The organism is Pseudomonas sp. 32_A (assembly GCF_017490905.1).
GTDB lineage: Bacteria > Pseudomonadota > Gammaproteobacteria > Pseudomonadales > Pseudomonadaceae > Aquipseudomonas > Aquipseudomonas inefficax.
In genome coordinates this window covers 96,586-112,730 of record NZ_JAFGYI010000010.1, presented here as the reverse complement: position 1 = coordinate 112,730, position 16,145 = coordinate 96,586, and the positions used below count along the sequence as shown (strand labels likewise).

At 61.4% G+C, this 16,145-nt stretch carries 19 protein-coding genes; 11 read left to right on the top strand and 8 right to left on the bottom strand.

The genetic code is table 11. The features are described 5' to 3' along the window. Positions 1-29 precede the first annotated feature (29 nt). From J5M58_RS08825 to J5M58_RS08815, 3 genes are all read left to right on the top strand, one after another. Positions 30-944, top strand: a complete 915-nt coding sequence (locus J5M58_RS08825) for a LysR family transcriptional regulator (protein ID WP_112253359.1) — start codon at positions 30-32, stop codon at positions 942-944. A 270-nt stretch (positions 945-1,214) separates the two neighbouring features. After that, positions 1,215-1,856 carry a DUF998 domain-containing protein gene (locus J5M58_RS08820; RefSeq protein WP_207877918.1) on the top strand — a complete coding sequence of 214 codons (642 nt, stop codon included), beginning with the start codon at positions 1,215-1,217 and terminating at the stop codon, positions 1,854-1,856. A 262-nt stretch (positions 1,857-2,118) separates the two neighbouring features. Beyond that, on the top strand, positions 2,119-2,598 hold the full coding sequence (locus tag J5M58_RS08815; protein WP_023532684.1) for a carboxymuconolactone decarboxylase family protein: 480 nt from the start codon (positions 2,119-2,121) through the stop codon (positions 2,596-2,598). On the opposite strand, the gene J5M58_RS08810 is transcribed toward J5M58_RS08815, so the two are convergent. Then, on the bottom strand, positions 2,591-4,027 hold the full coding sequence (locus J5M58_RS08810) for a PLP-dependent aminotransferase family protein (RefSeq protein ID WP_033728313.1): 1,437 nt from the start codon (positions 4,025-4,027) through the stop codon (positions 2,591-2,593). The genes J5M58_RS08815 and J5M58_RS08810 overlap by 8 nt on opposite strands. Positions 4,028-4,117: 90 nt before the next feature. Here J5M58_RS08810 and J5M58_RS08805 point away from each other — a divergent pair, with 90 nt between their 5' ends. The 7 genes from J5M58_RS08805 (at position 4,118) to J5M58_RS08775 (ending at position 9,124) form a co-directional block, all read left to right on the top strand. Further along, positions 4,118-4,600 carry a GNAT family N-acetyltransferase gene (locus J5M58_RS08805; protein ID WP_023532427.1) on the top strand — a complete coding sequence of 161 codons (483 nt, stop codon included), beginning with the start codon at positions 4,118-4,120 and terminating at the stop codon, positions 4,598-4,600. A 30-nt stretch (positions 4,601-4,630) separates the two neighbouring features. Next, entirely contained in the window at positions 4,631-5,308 is a 678-nt protein-coding gene (locus J5M58_RS08800) for an FMN-dependent NADH-azoreductase (RefSeq protein WP_023532703.1), read from the top strand. Between the two features lie 110 nt (positions 5,309-5,418). Then, the gene (locus J5M58_RS08795; RefSeq protein ID WP_023532827.1) at positions 5,419-5,868 is read left to right on the top strand and encodes a carboxymuconolactone decarboxylase family protein; all 450 of its coding nucleotides are present in this window, start codon (positions 5,419-5,421) and stop codon (positions 5,866-5,868) included. A gap of 298 nt (positions 5,869-6,166) precedes the next feature. Then, positions 6,167-6,709, top strand: coding sequence for an AAA family ATPase (locus tag J5M58_RS08790; protein WP_207877888.1), 543 nt, complete (start codon positions 6,167-6,169; stop codon positions 6,707-6,709). A 212-nt stretch (positions 6,710-6,921) separates the two neighbouring features. Further along, positions 6,922-7,443, top strand: coding sequence for a chalcone isomerase family protein (locus J5M58_RS08785; RefSeq protein WP_112253362.1), 522 nt, complete (start codon positions 6,922-6,924; stop codon positions 7,441-7,443). Next, positions 7,440-7,589 (top strand): hypothetical protein, encoded by a 150-nt coding sequence (locus J5M58_RS08780; RefSeq protein WP_181457379.1) that lies wholly within the window; start codon positions 7,440-7,442, stop codon positions 7,587-7,589. Before J5M58_RS08785 ends, J5M58_RS08780 begins: the two co-directional genes overlap by 4 nt. 8 nt (positions 7,590-7,597) lie before the next feature. Then, positions 7,598-9,124 (top strand): cryptochrome/photolyase family protein, encoded by a 1,527-nt coding sequence (locus tag J5M58_RS08775; RefSeq protein ID WP_207877916.1) that lies wholly within the window; start codon positions 7,598-7,600, stop codon positions 9,122-9,124. Positions 9,125-9,544: 420 nt separating this feature from the next. Here the strand turns inward: J5M58_RS08775 and J5M58_RS08770 are convergent, their stop codons facing one another. From J5M58_RS08770 to J5M58_RS08740, 7 genes are all read right to left on the bottom strand, one after another. Continuing rightward, positions 9,545-10,033 carry a DUF2878 domain-containing protein gene (locus J5M58_RS08770; RefSeq protein ID WP_207877887.1) on the bottom strand — a complete coding sequence of 163 codons (489 nt, stop codon included), beginning with the start codon at positions 10,031-10,033 and terminating at the stop codon, positions 9,545-9,547. Further along, on the bottom strand, positions 10,033-11,295 hold the full coding sequence (locus tag J5M58_RS08765) for a cyclopropane-fatty-acyl-phospholipid synthase family protein (RefSeq protein WP_112253365.1): 1,263 nt from the start codon (positions 11,293-11,295) through the stop codon (positions 10,033-10,035). Before J5M58_RS08765 ends, J5M58_RS08770 begins: the two co-directional genes overlap by 1 nt. Next, on the bottom strand, positions 11,270-12,079 hold the full coding sequence (locus J5M58_RS08760) for a DUF1365 domain-containing protein (protein ID WP_207877885.1): 810 nt from the start codon (positions 12,077-12,079) through the stop codon (positions 11,270-11,272). Before J5M58_RS08760 ends, J5M58_RS08765 begins: the two co-directional genes overlap by 26 nt. Continuing rightward, positions 12,076-13,323, bottom strand: coding sequence for an NAD(P)/FAD-dependent oxidoreductase (locus tag J5M58_RS08755; RefSeq protein WP_207877883.1), 1,248 nt, complete (start codon positions 13,321-13,323; stop codon positions 12,076-12,078). The genes J5M58_RS08760 and J5M58_RS08755 overlap by 4 nt, the downstream gene beginning before the upstream one ends. A gap of 6 nt (positions 13,324-13,329) precedes the next feature. Continuing rightward, positions 13,330-14,082, bottom strand: coding sequence for an SDR family oxidoreductase (locus tag J5M58_RS08750; protein WP_207877881.1), 753 nt, complete (start codon positions 14,080-14,082; stop codon positions 13,330-13,332). Continuing rightward, positions 14,079-14,501, bottom strand: coding sequence for a nuclear transport factor 2 family protein (locus tag J5M58_RS08745; RefSeq protein WP_207877879.1), 423 nt, complete (start codon positions 14,499-14,501; stop codon positions 14,079-14,081). The genes J5M58_RS08750 and J5M58_RS08745 overlap by 4 nt, the downstream gene beginning before the upstream one ends. 101 nt (positions 14,502-14,602) lie before the next feature. Beyond that, complete coding sequence (locus tag J5M58_RS08740) at positions 14,603-15,049, bottom strand: PAS domain S-box protein (protein WP_207877877.1); 447 nt, start codon at positions 15,047-15,049, stop codon at positions 14,603-14,605. Positions 15,050-15,202: 153 nt separating this feature from the next. Between J5M58_RS08740 and J5M58_RS08735 the strand changes: the two genes are divergently transcribed. Next, positions 15,203-16,090, top strand: a complete 888-nt coding sequence (locus J5M58_RS08735) for a MerR family transcriptional regulator (RefSeq protein ID WP_207877875.1) — start codon at positions 15,203-15,205, stop codon at positions 16,088-16,090. Positions 16,091-16,145: the final 55 nt, after the last annotated feature.

The following is a 16,145-nucleotide window of genomic DNA, read 5'->3' as shown; positions in this document are numbered from 1 at the left end:
AGACAATCCAGGCACGAGCGAGGCGTGGGATGGACCGTTTCGATGCAATGCAGGCATTTGTCCGCGTGGTGGAAACAGGCAGCTTCACCAAGGCGGCAGCCACACTGCACATGAGCAAGACCACCGTGACGCAGCTCGTTCAGCAACTTGAAGCGAGGCTGCGTGTGCGGTTGCTCAACCGCACCACACGCAAGGTCAATGTCACTGCCGACGGTGCGGCCTATTACGAACGCGTCGTCCGGCTACTTGGCGACATTGACGACGCCGAGACCAGCTTGTCCAGCGCGTCGATGGCACCGCGCGGGCGGCTGCGAGTGGATGTACCCAGCCCACTGGCGCGGATGCTGCTCATACCGGCCTTGCCGGGGTTCTTTGCACGTTATCCAGAAATTCAGCTGACCGTGGGCGCCAGCGATCGCATTGTCGACATCATTGGTGAGAACGTCGACTGCGTGGTGCGTGGCGGCGAGATCACCGATCAATCCCTGGTGGCAAGGCATGTGGGCGATCTGGAGCTTGGCATCTATGCCGCGCCCGGCTATTTGCACCGCTTCGGTACGCCGCTGCACCCCCGTGAGCTCGAGGAAAGCCGACACACCACCGTCGGCTTCCTCTGGTTCCGTACAGGCAAGGCCTTGCCCTACGCGATGCAGCGGGGTGAGGAGCGCATGGAAGCCCAGGGCCGCTCGCAGCTGACGGTCGACGACGGTAATGCGTACCTTGCCGCCGGCCTGGCTGGCCTGGGTGTAATCTGGCTACCGCAATACATGGCCAAGCCGCACCTGGCCAACGGCGAGCTGCTGCCGCTGTTTGAAGACTGGCGGATGGCGCCAATGCCGATGTATCTGGCATTCCCGCCGAATCGCCATGTCAGTGCAAAGGTGCGGGTGTTTATCGACTGGATAATCGAGTTGATTGCCGAGCATGCGCCTGTGGTTGGGTGAGGCTGGAGTAAAACTCGTTTCAGCACCAGACACTCCTGGGCCGCTTCGGCAAAGCACTGATGGCGTGCGGCTGTTTCGAGGCAAGCAGCACGGAGGTTCTGGGCAGGCGTCGGGGCCTGGATGGCATCCATGGATCAAGGCGGCTACAGGTGACGCATGCGCAAGCTGTTTTGCAAGAAAATCGATGGCGCATCGGCCGGCGGCCCCTCTAGAATCAGGCATTTCGTGAGAGACGGATCGATCACTGCCATGACCAAGGAGAGCTGTGCCGTGGATACCACTGACCAGAGATTGCTGAGCTTGGGGCTACTGATTCCATTCTGGCTCTTCGCTGGAGTGTTGCTTACCTCGTTTGGCTACCCCGGTTACAGCCACTTCGAACAGGCGATGAGCCAGCTAGGAGCGGTTGGGGCTCCCACCCACAGCTATTCTGCATGGGTGAACAATTTTCCCTTGGGGGTACTGTTCGGGCTTTTCGCTTTGGGTCTGGCGCGGCGGTACGCAGGTTCGCGTTTGGCTCTGGTCAGCGCCGCGTTCATATTGCTCCACGGCTTGGCTAGTTTCGCCACAGGTTTCTTCTCCTGTGATGCGGGATGCGTACCTGCGCAGCCTTCACCTTCTCAACAGCTACACAACATTGCCGGAATGGTGATGTTTCTTTCGCTGACGATGGCTAGCGGTCTGTGGTTTTTCTTGAGCAAGAGACTGCTGTCATCGACCGGGTTCAAATGGTTCTCGGCACTCTGTGTAATCCTTGCTCTCGCGACTGTTGCATTGATGGCCAAGGCATTCAGTGACGGTCACGGGTTTGGCCTGTACCAGCGACTCAATTACGGCGTTTCCGTCGCCTGGATCGCCGCTCTGGCCTGGACCGCACCTCGCAGTGAGCCAGCAAGGGGCAGCGTCAACTAGTGGCCGATTGCTATCTTTCCTGAGGGGCCGCAAGGGCGCAAGCAGTCATTCGCGACGGGCTGCTTTCGACCCATTGCGGCCATTCGCGGAGGGCAATGAACGGCCTATAGCGCCCCTTCGACCATACCGCTCGATGGGTGTTCATGGCGTACTTCGATACAGACATGGCCTAGTTCGAAGCTACCATCTTGGCCCTGTGGGGCTATTCCAAGCGTTGCTACAGTGGGCTCCAACAAACTCCACCCACTGCGAGCAACTACCCATGAACAACCGCCTTGATTACTTCAAGCTGTCTCCCCAAGCGTCCAACAAACTGGTGGAACTCACCCTACAACTGAGCAAGAAACCGCCACTGGCCGATCTTGCCCACCTGATCATGTTGCGCGCTTCGCAGCTCAACGGCTGTGCGTTCTGCGTGGATATGCATGTGAAAGAGGCCAAGATCCATGGCGAGCGCGAGCTGCGTCTTCACCACGTGGCCGTATGGCGTGAGTCAGGGCTGTTTTCGCCAGTAGAGCGGGCGGCGCTGGAGTGGACTGAAGCCCTAACCCAACTGCCGCCTCATGGTATCTCCAACAGCCTGTATGCGAGTGCGCTTGAGCAGTTTTCCGAGCAGGAGCTGTCGGATTTGTCGTTCCTAATCGTCGCCATCAATGGCTGGAATCGCCTCAATGTGGCCTTCCAGGCGATCCCCGGCTCGTCCGATGAGCTGTTCGGCCTGAACAAGGCCAACCTCAACTGAGTAACTTGCTGATCAACGCGCCAAGCTGCTCGCCTGGAGCCGTCGTGGCGCAGTTGGTAAAACTCAGGAGCAGACCTGACTGACGCTGCGATGACGCAGCCCAGCGCGACAACGCTTGTACCGACATACCCCTGGCCAGCACCTGCTCGGCCAGGGCGGTGTCGCTTACGTCCTCCGGCAAACGCAGTACTAAGTGCATGCCGCCTGGCGAGCGTTCCACCTGCAGACCCTTCGGCAAACTCCGGTCCAGTGCTTCGATGGTCAATGCCCGTCGCTCGTTGTAGAGGCGGCGCATGCGTTGGATATGCCGAGCGAAGTGTCCCTCGGCAACGAACTCCGCCACCAAAGCCTGGGTAATTGACGGTGACCCGGCAGCAAACAAGGCCCGGCCGACGCGCTCGAACGCTGCCACCTGCGCCTGCGGCACCACCAGATAAGCCAGGCGAATACCGGGAAACAGCACCTTGCTGAAGGTGCCGGCATACAGCACGCGCCCATGGCGATCCAAGCTGGCCAGCGCTGGAAGTGGACGGCTGACGTAGCGGTACTCGCCGTCGTAATCGTCCTCGACAATCCAGCCACCGGTGCGGGCAGCCCAATCGAGTAGCAGTTGCCGGCGTGGCAGCGACAGTGCCATCGACAGCGGGCTCTGATGCCCTGGTGTCACCATGACGACCTGAGCAGTCCGAGAACCCGCGATGGCGTGTTCTACGTTCATGCCTTCGGCATCAACCGGCACCGCTTCCAGGTCCAGGCCGAACTGGCGAAGCACCTGGCGCGTAGTGGGATAGCCCGGGTCTTCCACCCAGGCGCACTCGCCTGGCTGCAACAGGGTATGTGCGACTAAGGACAGGCTATTGCGCCAACCGCTGGTGATAAACACCTGATGGGCACCGCAATCGATACCTCGGGACACCTGCAGATACGAAGCAATGGCGCTGCGCAACGCTGCCAGGCCGTGGGGTGCCGGATAGTCCAGATCTCCAAGACGCATCCCACGGAGATACCGAGCACCGAGACGCGCCCATATCTTGCGCGGAAATGCATCCAGCGCCGGTACCCCCATCTGGAACGGCAACAGCTGCGGTGGACGCCAGAGCGAATCAGGTGCGTCTTCGATCACTTGGCTGCTGACTGGTAATGCGGTGGCCTCCGACACGGGCTTCTGCAGTTCAGGATTGATTACGGTGCCTTTCTGCCCGAGCGCCAGGAGGTAACCCTCGCTGGCCAGCAGCGAATAGGCCAATTCGACGGTGCCACGGGCCACCCCCAGCTCCTTGGCCATGGCGCGCGCCGACGGCAAGCGGTCACCGGGGGACAACGTGCCTGCGGCAACGGCGGCCAGTACGCGGTCGTACAGTTGACGATACAGAGGCAAGGCAGACTGCTCTTCCAAGGGAGCAAAAGGCGGCTTGGGGGAGGTCATCATGGCCTAGTTCATATCCCATTTCTTGGCTCAATCAAGTGGGTCAATGGTAGTCCAATATAGCGCCATCACCTACTCATGAGGGCAACTCCCATGACATCCCCTTTGCACAACTTCATACCCAGCGTGCTCGACCTGGCCGACACGTCCCTGCGCCCCCTGGACAGCACCCATGACCTCTGCAGCGCATTCCCGGTAATGCAGCAATTGCGCCCTCATCTGACGAGCGAAGCTGACTTCGTCAGCCGCATCGAGCGTATGCGCGTTGAAGGCTATCGCCTGATTGGTGCTTATGACTTAGGCGTTCTTGTGGCACTGGCTGGTTACCGCTTACAGGAAAACCTGGTCTACGGCGCATTCCTGTATGTCGATGACCTTGTAACCGCCGAGGCTCAGCGGGGAGGTCAGTGGGGCTCGCGCTTATTGCAAGCCTTGGAGCGACTGGCCCGCGCCAGCGGTTGTGCACGCCTGGTGCTCGACACGGGTTTGGCCAACGCCCGCGCGCAACGCTTCTACTTCCGTGAAGGCCTGTTGACGGGTGCACTGCGCTTTCAGAAACAGTTCGATACGCCATAACCCGCACGCACATCCAAGGAGGCGAACCTCATGACATCGTCACAACAGCCACTTGCTCCTTTGCGCATTCTTCGCCTGGTCGCCAGCCCCAATGCAGAGGATTCGGAAAGTCTGAAACTGTCCCAGCAGATCCTGTTTGCCTTGGCCAGTCAGGCCGGCAGAAGGGGTATCCAGTTGACCGATTTAGACCTCAACTCCTTGGCCCCAGTCGATGCGCCTTACGCCCAGGCGTTAGCCAATCAGCGCGTAGTCATAGCAAGCGGTCAGGAGGGTACGTTGAGCCGTTCCGACGAGTTGATCGACCAACTGCAGGCATGCGACGTACTGCTGATTGCCACGCCGATGCACAACTACAGCGTGCCCGCCCCACTCAAGATGTGGATCGACCAGGTGGTACGCGTGGGCAAAACGTTTCTGGGCACCGCCAAAGGCAAAGTCGGATCGCTGACGGATCGTCCGGTTTACGTCGCAATAGCTTGCGGGGGCTACATCAGCGGCCAGCATGCCCGTCAACCCGACTTTCTGCGACCCTACCTGTCCGCCGTCCTCGCCACCATCGGTCTCAATCACGTGTACTACTTCACCGTTGAAGGTACCGCCAAGGGTGTGGAGTCACTGAATACTGGGAGGGAAACAGGGTACGGTGAGGTGCAGACGTTCTTTGGTAGGGATAGCCATGGTGTGGATCAAGTCTGCAGCCCGCTTTAAGAACATCATCGAATTCAAGCGTATAGGTTTGCACATTAGCTGGGCGGTGTGCCGTCAAGCGGCAATCCGCATGTCACCCTCTTCATTGCTCAAAGACAGGAAAAGAAATCATGAGTCGACTCAATTGGTTTGAAGCTTCGCCTGGTGCAGCCAAGGCCCTTGGCGGGCTGCATCATTTCGTGACCACCGCGACAAATTTGCCAGCCCCGTTGATTCACCTCGTGTTTCTCAGGGTGTCTCAAATCAACGGCTGCGCCCATTGCATCGATCTGCACTCACGCGATCTGATCAAAGCAGGTATTTCAGTGGACAAAGTGCTGTTAGTACCAGTATGGCATGAAGCGCACTATTTGTTCTCGGATCAGGAGCGCTCAGCATTGGCCTGGGCAGAAGAAGTCACGCGGGTAAGCGAGACACATGTATCCGACGAAGCTTACGCAGCAGCATCGGCAATGTTTGCCGAAAAGGACCTTGTCGACCTGACAGCGGCCATTGCCGCAATGAACGCTTTTAACCGTATGGGCGTCAGCTTCCGACTCAAACCTGCCGCTAAAACGTGATGACCTATGACTCAACATGCAAACGCAGTACTTCAGAGACCGCCCTAGTATTGCCTACAGTCTGTTTCAGGCCTTTGCGGCCCCTTCTGAACGACGGGTATGAGCCGAAAGCAGTCTCTGACGGACGTCCGCAATGGGTCGTTAGCGGTCAGTCGCGAATGGCTGCTAACGCCCCATGGCGGACGTTCGCGCCATGTAGTCTGATGCCCGGCCATAGCACACTTGCAGTTGACCGCGTTGCCCATTGCCGTAGAATCGCGCGCCCGAAATTCAGCAGGCATGGCTAGAGGGAGCTTCAATGCAACGGGTGATGATCATTGGTCAGCCAGGGTCTGGGAAAAGTACCCTGGCGCGCAAGCTTGGCGAGCGCACAGGCCTGCCAGTTGTGCATATCGACACGATTCATTGGCAGCCAGGGTGGGTGGAGCGGAGCCGGGACGAGAAAACGCGTCTTTGTCATGAGATTGAGGCCCGTGAGCGCTGGATCTTCGAAGGCGGGCATTCGACCACCTGGAACAACCGGCTCGCCCGCGCTGACATGTTGATATGGATTGATCGCTCGGCGCCGCTTCGCTTCTGGCGCGTTCTCCTCAGAACGATGTTGAACCGCGGTCGATCCCGGCCTGACTTGCCGGACAACTGCCCGGAATTACTGGCCAACTTGCCGGAGTTTTTCAGGTTCATGTGGCGGACGAAAACCTCGTCTCGCGAGGCGATGAAGCGACTCGTGGCGACGGCCCCATCGGGCTGTCGCGTGGTCTGCCTGCGGACCAATCAGGATACCGATGTTTTTCTCGCGAGTATGGGCATGCAGCCTGATCAGGTTGTGCAAGATCATTAGATACGAGATCGCGCTTGATTGGCGGCAGGCGCCTGCTGTGAGGACGCATTTACGCCGCACTGTTGGCGAGATGCTGACCCACAAGATTCACACTTGCAGGCGTGGTCACCATTCAGTCATCCAGATGCACACCTCAAAATCTATGCAATGCCATCAAATATCTGTACATAATGATAATATCGTACAGTATTTAGCGGCGCTTGAGGGTCTGTATGGCGCGTCTTGCTCGTTGGACCGGCCTATGCCTGCTACTGACTGCCCTGTCGACCACGGCGGGCTGGCGAACCGAGCTGCCGGGGGCACAACGGCTGGGTGTCGGTGAGTTCACCTGGTTTGGCCTGCGGCTTTACACCGCCCAGTTATGGGCAGCGGGCCCGGTTCAGGACTGGAACCGACCTTTTGCCTTGGAGCTCGTCTATCACCGGGCATTGTCCAAGGACATGCTGGTACAGACCAGCCTCGAGGAAATGCGCCGCCTGGATGCCGATAGCGTGACGCCGCAGCGGCGCGCGGCGTGGAGCGCGGCAATGGAGCAGGCATTTGTGGATGTGCGTCCTGGCATGCACATCACCGGCTTGTACCTGCCGGGGCAGGGCTGCCGCTTCTATGTCGATGGCAAACTCAGCCGCGCAATCGCCGACCCGGTGTTTGCCCGGGCATTCTTTGCCATCTGGCTTGATCCGCGAGCCAGGGATCCACAACTGCGCCAGCGTCTGCTAGAGGGTAAACCATGAATCTGATCGCGCGTGTCCAACTGGTCTCGACCGGCGAAGCAAAGGAACCTGAACGGCTGGTACCGCAGGTGGTGCAGGATGAAATATGCGTGCACCGTGACGGCCCTGATGCGCCGCTGCGTGTGACGCTGACTCGCGAGTGGTAGCACGAGCGATGCGCCTGGGCCTGGTGCTGGGTGACCAGCTGTCGTTCGACCTGGCAAGCCTGGCCGCTCTCGACCCTGCCCGCGATGCGGTGCTGATGGCGGAAGTTCAGGAGGAAGCCCGGTATGTGCCGCATCATCCGCTGAAGATCGTACTGATATTCAGCGCCATGCGTCACTTCGCCCAGGCACTGCGTGAGCGCGGTTGGCGAGTGCATTATGTGGAGCTCGACGCTGACGGCAACAGCGGTAGCATCGTTGGCGAATTGCAGCGCTGGCATCACGCCTTGGGGGCCACGCACATCCACCTCACCGAGTGCGGTGAGTGGCGCCTGGAGCAGGCGTTGCGCGATGCTGCATTACCGCTTGTATGGCATCGGGACACACGTTTTCTGTGCTCTCGCGAAGCCTTCGCGCGCTGGGCTCGGGAGCGTCGCCAGCTGCGTATGGAGCACTTCTACCGTGGCATGCGCAAGCGAACCGGCCTGCTTATGGAAACTGACGGCCGGCCGGCGGGTGGCGCCTGGAATTTTGATGGCGACAATCGCAAGGCGTTACCCCGCAAGCTGCGTGGGCCGTTTGCTGCGCATTTCGCGCAGGACGGGATCACCGCAGCGGTGGTAGCCCTGGTGCGCCAGCGCTTTCGCGACCACTACGGGGCCATCGACGGCTTCGACTACCCCGTGACGCATGCCGAGGCGCAACAACTCTGGCAGCATTTTCTGGATTTCGGCCTGGCGGCTTTTGGTGACTACCAGGACGCGATGGCGGAGGGCGAGCCGTATCTGTTCCATGCGCGTATCAGTGCGGCACTCAATATCGGCCTTCTGGACGTGCGTTGTCTGTGCAATGAGGTCGACCAGGCCTGGCGCGAGGGGCGGGTGCCGCTCAATGCTGCGGAGGGCTTCATCCGCCAGTTGATCGGCTGGCGCGAGTATGTGCGAGGCATCTATTGGTTGCGCATGCCGGCGTACGCCGGGCTCAATCATCTGGGCAACGAGCGGGCGTTGCCGGCGTTCTACTGGACCGGGCGCACCCGCATGCGCTGCATGGAACAAGCCATCGGACAGACCCTGCGACTGGGCTATGCGCACCATATCCAGCGACTGATGGTTACCGGCAACTTCGCCTTGCTCGCCGGCGTCGTGCCTTCGGCGATTTGCGAGTGGTACCTGGCGGTGTACATGGATGCCTTCGACTGGGTCGAGTTGCCCAACACGCTTGGCATGGTGATGCACGCCGATGGCGGCTATCTGGGCTCCAAACCCTATTGCGCCAGTGGTCGTTACATCCAGCGCATGTCCGATCACTGCAAGGCTTGCAGTTACAGGGTCGATCAGCTGGTCGAGGAGAATGCCTGCCCGTTCAATGCCTTGTACTGGCATTTTCTCATTCGCCATCGCACCCTGCTTTCGGCCAACCCGCGTCTGGCGCTGGTCTATCGTAGTCTCGACAGCATGTCGGCCAGCCGTCGCGATGCGGTATGGCAGCGTGGCCAGTCACTTCTGGCACTGCTCGATGCGGCGCAGGAGGTATAAAAAACCGTTTGCCAGTGCTGGGGCAGCTTCGCGGCCATCGCCGGCAAGCCAGGCTCCCACCTCGACCGCATCGTCCTCACGTCTTCGCTGTCCCTGTGGCAGCCGTGTGCTGCCAGCCAGGGCCTCATCGCTGGCATGGTTTGCGGCCGGCGCGGTGGAAGTGGGAGAGCAGCTGTCTTGAATATCTCTTCAGCCAGTACTGGCCCTTGTAGGAGCGGCCTTGTGTCGCGATGGGCCGCGCAGCGGCCCCGACAATCTTTGGTGCAAAGCTGAAAACCTGGGGCCACTTCGCGCCCCATCGCGACACAAGGCCGCTCCTACAGATATTTGCACATGGCTTGAGGCCGGCGCGGTCGAGGTGGGAGCCAGGCTTGCCGGCGATGGGCTGCGCAGCCGCCCCCGTTCACTATCTGGCAGGCATCAGCCTTTTGCCGCCAGGCGCACAAGCAGCGGCAGGGCGCAGGCCCAAATCGGCACCAGTAGCAGGCCGGTTTCCATCGGGCCCAAAGGCAAGGCGACATCCGTCAGCCTGGCGCCGCCTATATAGGCCAGTGGTCCGCCCAGGGCGCCCAGCAGTGCACCACGGCGCCAATGCCTGCCGGCCCATGCCAGGCTGTGGCGCATGCCGCTGGCCAGCACCAGCCACAGCAGTGCGAGCCAAGGCGGCAGTGGCCAGGTGTCGAAGCCGAACACGCCCAGCGTGCCCAGCACGCTATCGAGCACGCATCCAGCCAACGTTACCCGCAACTGCGCCTTGGCCTCGGTATTGGCGTCCGGGCACAGGCGCAGGTGCATGACCAGGCCCGGAATCACCAGCAGCAACAGCCAGGGGCGTTCGGCGCCCAGCACGCAGGCCCACCAGCCGGCCTGTAACCAGAGGGCATTGGCGACCAGCCAGCGGCCGGGCATCAGGCACTGTCAGGCAAGGGCGAGCGCCGTGCCTGGGGCGCTGCCCAGAGCAGGTGGGCAACGCCGATGGTGCGCTCCTCGAAACCACCTTGGCAGTAACACAGGTAGAATTCCCACAAGCGCTGGAACCTGTCGTCATAGCCAAGGTCGGCCAGCTCTGAGCGTGCCTGGCGCAGGTTTTTCCGCCAGTGCCGCAGCGTGTGGGCATAGTCCAGGCCAAAATCTTCCATGTGCATGAGATTGAGTGCGGTGTGCCGGCTGGCGGTGTCGAGCAATACGCTCAGCGAAGGCAGGGCGCCACCCGGGAAAATGTAGCGCTGAATGAAGTCGACTGACCGCCGTGCCTGGGCATAGCGCTGGTCACGGATGGTGATCGCTTGCAACAGCATCAGGCCTTCGGGCTTGAGTAGCGAGGCACACCGGCGGAAGTACACTGGCAGGTAACGATGGCCGACAGCTTCGATCATCTCGATCGAAACCAGTTTGTCGAAGCTGCCGCGAAGGTCGCGGTAGTCTTCGCGAAGCACTTTCACACGGTGCTCCAGCCCCAGGGCCTGAACGCGTTCCAGGGTATGGCAGTACTGCGCCGCCGAGAGCGTCGTAGTGGTGACCCTGCAGCCATACTGGGTAGCGGCGTGGATTGCCAGGCTGCCCCATCCGCAGCCAACCTCCAGCAAGTGGTCGTCAGGGCGCAGTTCGAGCTTCTGGCAGATGCGCTCCAGCTTGTGCAACTGGGCCTGCTCCAGGCTCTGCCCGGGGTGCTCGAATTGCGCTGCCGAATACATCATGGTCGGGTCCAGCAGCCGTTCGAACAGGGCATTGCCCAAGTCGTAATGCGCCAGGATATTGCGCCGGGCGCCGCGCCGGCTGTTCCTGTTGAGCCGGTGCAGCAGGCGCAGGGCAGGCCGGCCGAAGCGGGCCAGGCCACCTTCAAGCGCATCGAGTGCTTCAAGGTTGGCAGCGAACAGGCGAGTCACCAACGCCAGCTCGGGGCTTCGCCAATAGCCGTGGATGTAAGCTTCGCCAGCACCGATCGAGCCGTTGCCGGCGATCAGGCCCCAGGCGGCGTCATCGAGGATCTCCATCTCGGCCTGCAAGGGGCTGTCGGCATCGCCGAAACTCCATTGCTGCCCGTGGCTGAGCAGGCGCAGATGGCCCTGGCGCAGCTTGCCCAGCTGGGCAAGCACAGCGCTTCGCGCCAGCCCGCCAAGCAATGGCGCAAGGCCTGCGAACTTGCTAACGCTCAAGGTGGGATTCGGCATCATCAAGATCCTCGCAGGTTTGGCCGAGCGCCAGGTTCCCCTGGCTGGCGGTGTGGTCATGAATGGGGGTGCGTTTGCACAACAGGCGTAGCGCTTGCCAGTAAATGGCCGAGAGGGTGCGCAGGCTCATCCAGGGGAAGGCCAGGATGTATCGGTTCAGGGCCGCTCTGTTCAGCGGCCGGCGGTGCAAGGCCAGGTTGGCCTCGAACAGCTTGCGACCGCCTTGCCAGTTCTCCATGTGGATGCGTACATGGTCCGCGTCCAGGCAGAAACTCAGGCGGTAGTCCATGTCCAGTGGCATGAACGGCGATACATGGAAGGCCTTGGCGACGCTGAAGGGCCTGGCCAGGTTTCCCTGTACCGGCAGCACGTAGTGGTAGCGCTCACGCCACGGGGTGTTTCGCACCTCCAGGAGAATCGCCGTCAGGTGGCCGTCGCGGTCATGGCAGAAATAGAAGCTCACCGGGTTGAACGACAGCCCCCAGCAGCGCAGTTGCGTGAGCAGGTGCACCGGGCCTTCAGGCAACTGACCCGTGGCCTTGCGCACCAGCAAGCGTGCAGCCTGGGCCAGCGTCTCGCCCCGGCGGGTCTGCGCTGGCAGGTAGTCGGTCTGGCGCCAGCTCAGCGGCGCCAGGCGCCAGCGCCCCAGCCAGCGTGACAGGCCCATCAGCCACGCTTGCTCGTCCAGGTCCAGGTAGAACATACCGATGCGGTAGCGGAACGCGTGGGGCCGCGGCGCCACGCGCCGGTGGCTGACCCAGCCCAGGCACAGGCTGCTGTTCACAGTCGTTCTCCGAAATGCGCGGCCACCTTCAGCGCACTGACCACCCCGTCCTCGTGGAAGCCATTGCCCCAATAGGCGCCACAGAAGTAACTGTGTTGACGGCCTTGCAGTTGCGCCTGGCGCGCCTGCGCAGCGGACGCGGCAAGGCTGTACTGCGGGTGGTCGTAGCGGAAGCGGGCGATGACCTGCGCCGGATCCACCAGCGCGGTCTGGTTGAGGCTCACGCAGAAGGTTGTCGACGACTGGATACCTTGCAGGATGTTCATGTTGTAGGTCAGCGCGGCAGGGGCCTGCTCCGGGCCGCCGAGGCGGTAGTTCCAGCTGGCCCAGGCGTTCCTGCGACGGGGTAGCAGGCGGGTATCGGTATGCAGCACCACGTCGTTGCTGGCATAGCCGATGGCGCCAAGCACGGCCCGCTCCTGCATGCTCGGGCTATCCAGCAGTGCCAGGGCCTGGTCGCTGTGGCAGGCGAACACTACATTGTCGAAACGTTCGGTGCCGGCAGCACTCACCAGGGTGACGCCACCTTCGTCGCGGCGGACCTGGTAAACCTTGCAGTCGAGGCGGATGCGTTCAACGAATGGTTGGCACAGCGGCCCGACATAGCTGCGCGAACCGCCTTCAAGCACGCGCCACTGTGGGCGCTGGTTGACCGACAACAAACCGTGGTTACGACAGAACCGCACAAAGAACGCGAGGGGGAAACCGAGCATGTCGGCGCGCGACATCGACCAGATCGCTGACCCCATCGGCACGATGTAATGGTCGATGAAGCGCTGCCCATAGCGCTGCGCCTGAAGGTAGGCACCCAAGGTAGCGTTGGCATCGATACGCTGGTTATCCAGGTCGGCGAGCGCCTGGCGATTGAAACGCAGAATGTCCCGAAGCATGCCCCAGAAGCCTGGGGACACCAGGTTGCGACGTTGCGCGAACAGCGTGTTCAGGTCGTGACCGTTGTATTCCAGGCCAGTGACCGGGTCATGCACGGAGAAACTCATCTCGGTCGGTCGCGAGGCGACCTGCAGTTGGTCGAGCAAGCGGATGAAGTGTGGGTAGGTCCAGTCGTTGAAAACGATGAAGCCGGTGTCTATCGCATGGTGTTCGCCCTGCCAGGCCACATCGACGGTATGCGTATGGCCGCCAATCCATTGCTCGGCCTCGAACACTGTGATTTCGTGCTTGCGTGACAGCAGGTAAGCGCAGGACAGACCTGCGATGCCGCTGCCGATAATGGCTATGCGCATGGGTCATCATTCCTGTTCATGACGGGCAAGGCGTTGCCCCAGCGCCAGGCGAAATCGCGCCGGCAGTGCGCCGAGCAGGCGCAGTACCAGGGTGAAAAGCCAAGGGAAACTGATTTCCAGCGGGCGTTCGGGCAGGCGCTTGGCAATGTGCCTGGCGGCGCGCTGCGCCGACCAGAGCTGTGGCATGGGGAAATCGTTGCGGCGGGTCAGTGGTGTGTCGACAAAGCCTGGGTTGACGAGGGTGACAGCGATGCCCTCGCGGGCCAGGTCGATGCGCTGTGACTCCACCAGGTAACGCAGGGCTGCCTTGGATGCGCCATAGGCGCCGGCGCGGGGCAAGGCCAGCCAGGTCACCGAACTGCCCATCACCACAAGATGCGGGCGATGGCCGGCGCGAAGCAAGGGCAGGGCGGCGGCCATGCAGTGGCTGACACTCAGGACGTTGGTACGGATCACGCGCTCGACCAAGGCCGGGTCGAAATGGCCAGGCTCCAGGTACTCGCAGGTGCCCGCATTTAGAATCACCCTGTCCAGTGCTCCCCAGGCCTGCTCGATACGGGTTGCGATGGCGGCTACCTGCACAGGGTCGTCAAGATCGCCAACGGCCAGCATTACCTGCCCGGGAAAGCGCTCAGCCAGCGGCGCAAGACGATCGGCATGCCTTGCGCCCAGAGCAACCTGATGGCCTTGTTCCAGCAGGTGTTGCGCAAGTGCGGCGCCGATACCGCTGCTTGCGCCAGTCAGCCAGCAGCGGCTCATGCGAGCCTGCCTTTGAGCCAGCGGATGGCACCGCCCATGAGCGGGACATGTTCGTAAAGCAGGGCTGCAGCGTCGAAATAGTCCTGGTGAAAATGGACCCGGTCATGCCATTGCAAGTAACTGCACCCTTGCAGGGTGAGCTGCTGGCCGCGGGACAGGCGTGGGTGCCGGAACTGCAGGGTCCAACGCAGGTAACCCTGGCCAGGCATCACTTCGTCGATGCTGGAGAAGGCATAGCGGATATCGTGTGAGTTGGCGTACAACTGCGCGAAGTACGCCCGCAGGGCTGGCAGCCCCTGTATCTGGTGCAGCGGATCGCGGAACGTGATGTCCTCGCTGTACAGCTTTTCAAGGGTGTCGAGGCTACCCCCGTCGAGGCTGGCGAAGCATTCGGCGAATTGCTGTAAGTACGCGGACATGCTGAGCTCCAGAAAATCCTGTACAAAAATGACTTGCTGTACAGGTATAACTGAAGCCTAAGCGTAAATCTATACAAGTCAACATTCTTGTACAGGTTTTTTCAGCGCCCAGCCTGGCCCAGTTGCCGGCGCAGTTCCGCCACTTCGGCCTCCAGCTCGCGGACCTTTTCTTCGGCAAAGACCTGCGCTGTGACGTCGCGCTGGATACCGATGTAGTAGGTCAGCTGGTCGGCCTCGTTACGCACCGGCGTAATGGATAACTCGTTCCAGAACAGGCTGCCGTCCTTGCGGTAGTTGCGCAGCACCTGGCAGCAAGGGCGGCCTTCACGGATCGCCTCGCGGATGGTTGCGAGGGCTGCTTGGTCATGATCCTCGCCCTGGAGAAAACGGCAGTCCTGATAGAGGATGTCCTCGGCGCTGTAGCCAGTCAGTCGCTCGAAGGCAGGGTTGACGTAGATAAGGATGCTGTCATTGCCTTCCTGCTCGGCGACGACGATGCCCTCGTTGGAATGCTCGACCATCAGTTGCAGGAGTTTTGCGTTGATCATAGGGCCACCTACAGGCATTTCGTATGCGATGTGCGCAGCTTGGCCTCCGGGCAGAAGGTTTCGGCGCCGTTTGTTGCATGATGAACCAAGCAGGCTCGCCGCAGAAGGTGCCGATGGGTTTAGAATGTGCAACCACCTGGATAAACCCTTGTTATGACTGACGCCACCCCAGCCGATTTGCTCCCCATGCGCGATGTGGTCAGCCTGACCGGCATCAATCCGGTGACCTTGCGTGCCTGGGAGCGGCGCCATGGGTTGATCAGCCCGCAGCGCACCGAGGGTGGCCATCGCCTGTATACGGCCTGGGATGTCCAGCGCATACGCGACATCCTGCGCTGGACCGCCAGCGGCGTGCCCATCAGCAAGGTGGGCGATATTCTCGCAGGCCAGCCAGAGGCATCCGGGCAGCAGCACTCGGCCTTTGACGATTGGCGCGCCGCCGTGGTGCGCGCAACCAAGGCATTTGATACGCAAGCGCTGGAAAGCATCCATGGGCAGTTGTTCACGATCTTGCCCAAGGGCACCGCGCTGCGTGAAGTGTTGATGCCGGTCTGGCATGACCTGGCTGCAGGCACTGCGCCAGGCCAGCGGAGCCAATGGTTGTTTCTGGACATGTTCCTGCGCGCCCGCCTGCTGCTGCGCCTGCAGATGAACCAGGCCGATGCTCCGCGCGTGCTGCTGGCAGGCAGCGAGGGGCAAGCCGAACTGCAGCTGTTGTGCGCCGGGCTGCTGTTGAGCGGCGAGCAGCAACGCATCGAAGTGCTTGGTTGCGGGCAGCCGCTGGAAGAGCTGCCCATACTGTGTGCGGCGATGCAGCCTGCGGCACTGGTGATCAAGGTTCAGGCGCAGGTGAGCCCCGCCTTGGCCAAGCGCCTGCGTTTGTTGCAGATGGGCATCACGTGTCCGCTGGCCTTGATGGGCGAGGGGCTGACCGCATCGCAGCTGGCCTGGCAAGGCCTCCCGCTGTGTCTGCTGGACGAGCAACGCGCTGATGCTGCAGCCATGCTCGGCGCCTTGCTCGGTGGTGCCCTGGACCTTTAATCGCTGCCTGTCACTTCGCCTTATAGCCGACGACGAAGGGGGCTGTTCAGCGTGC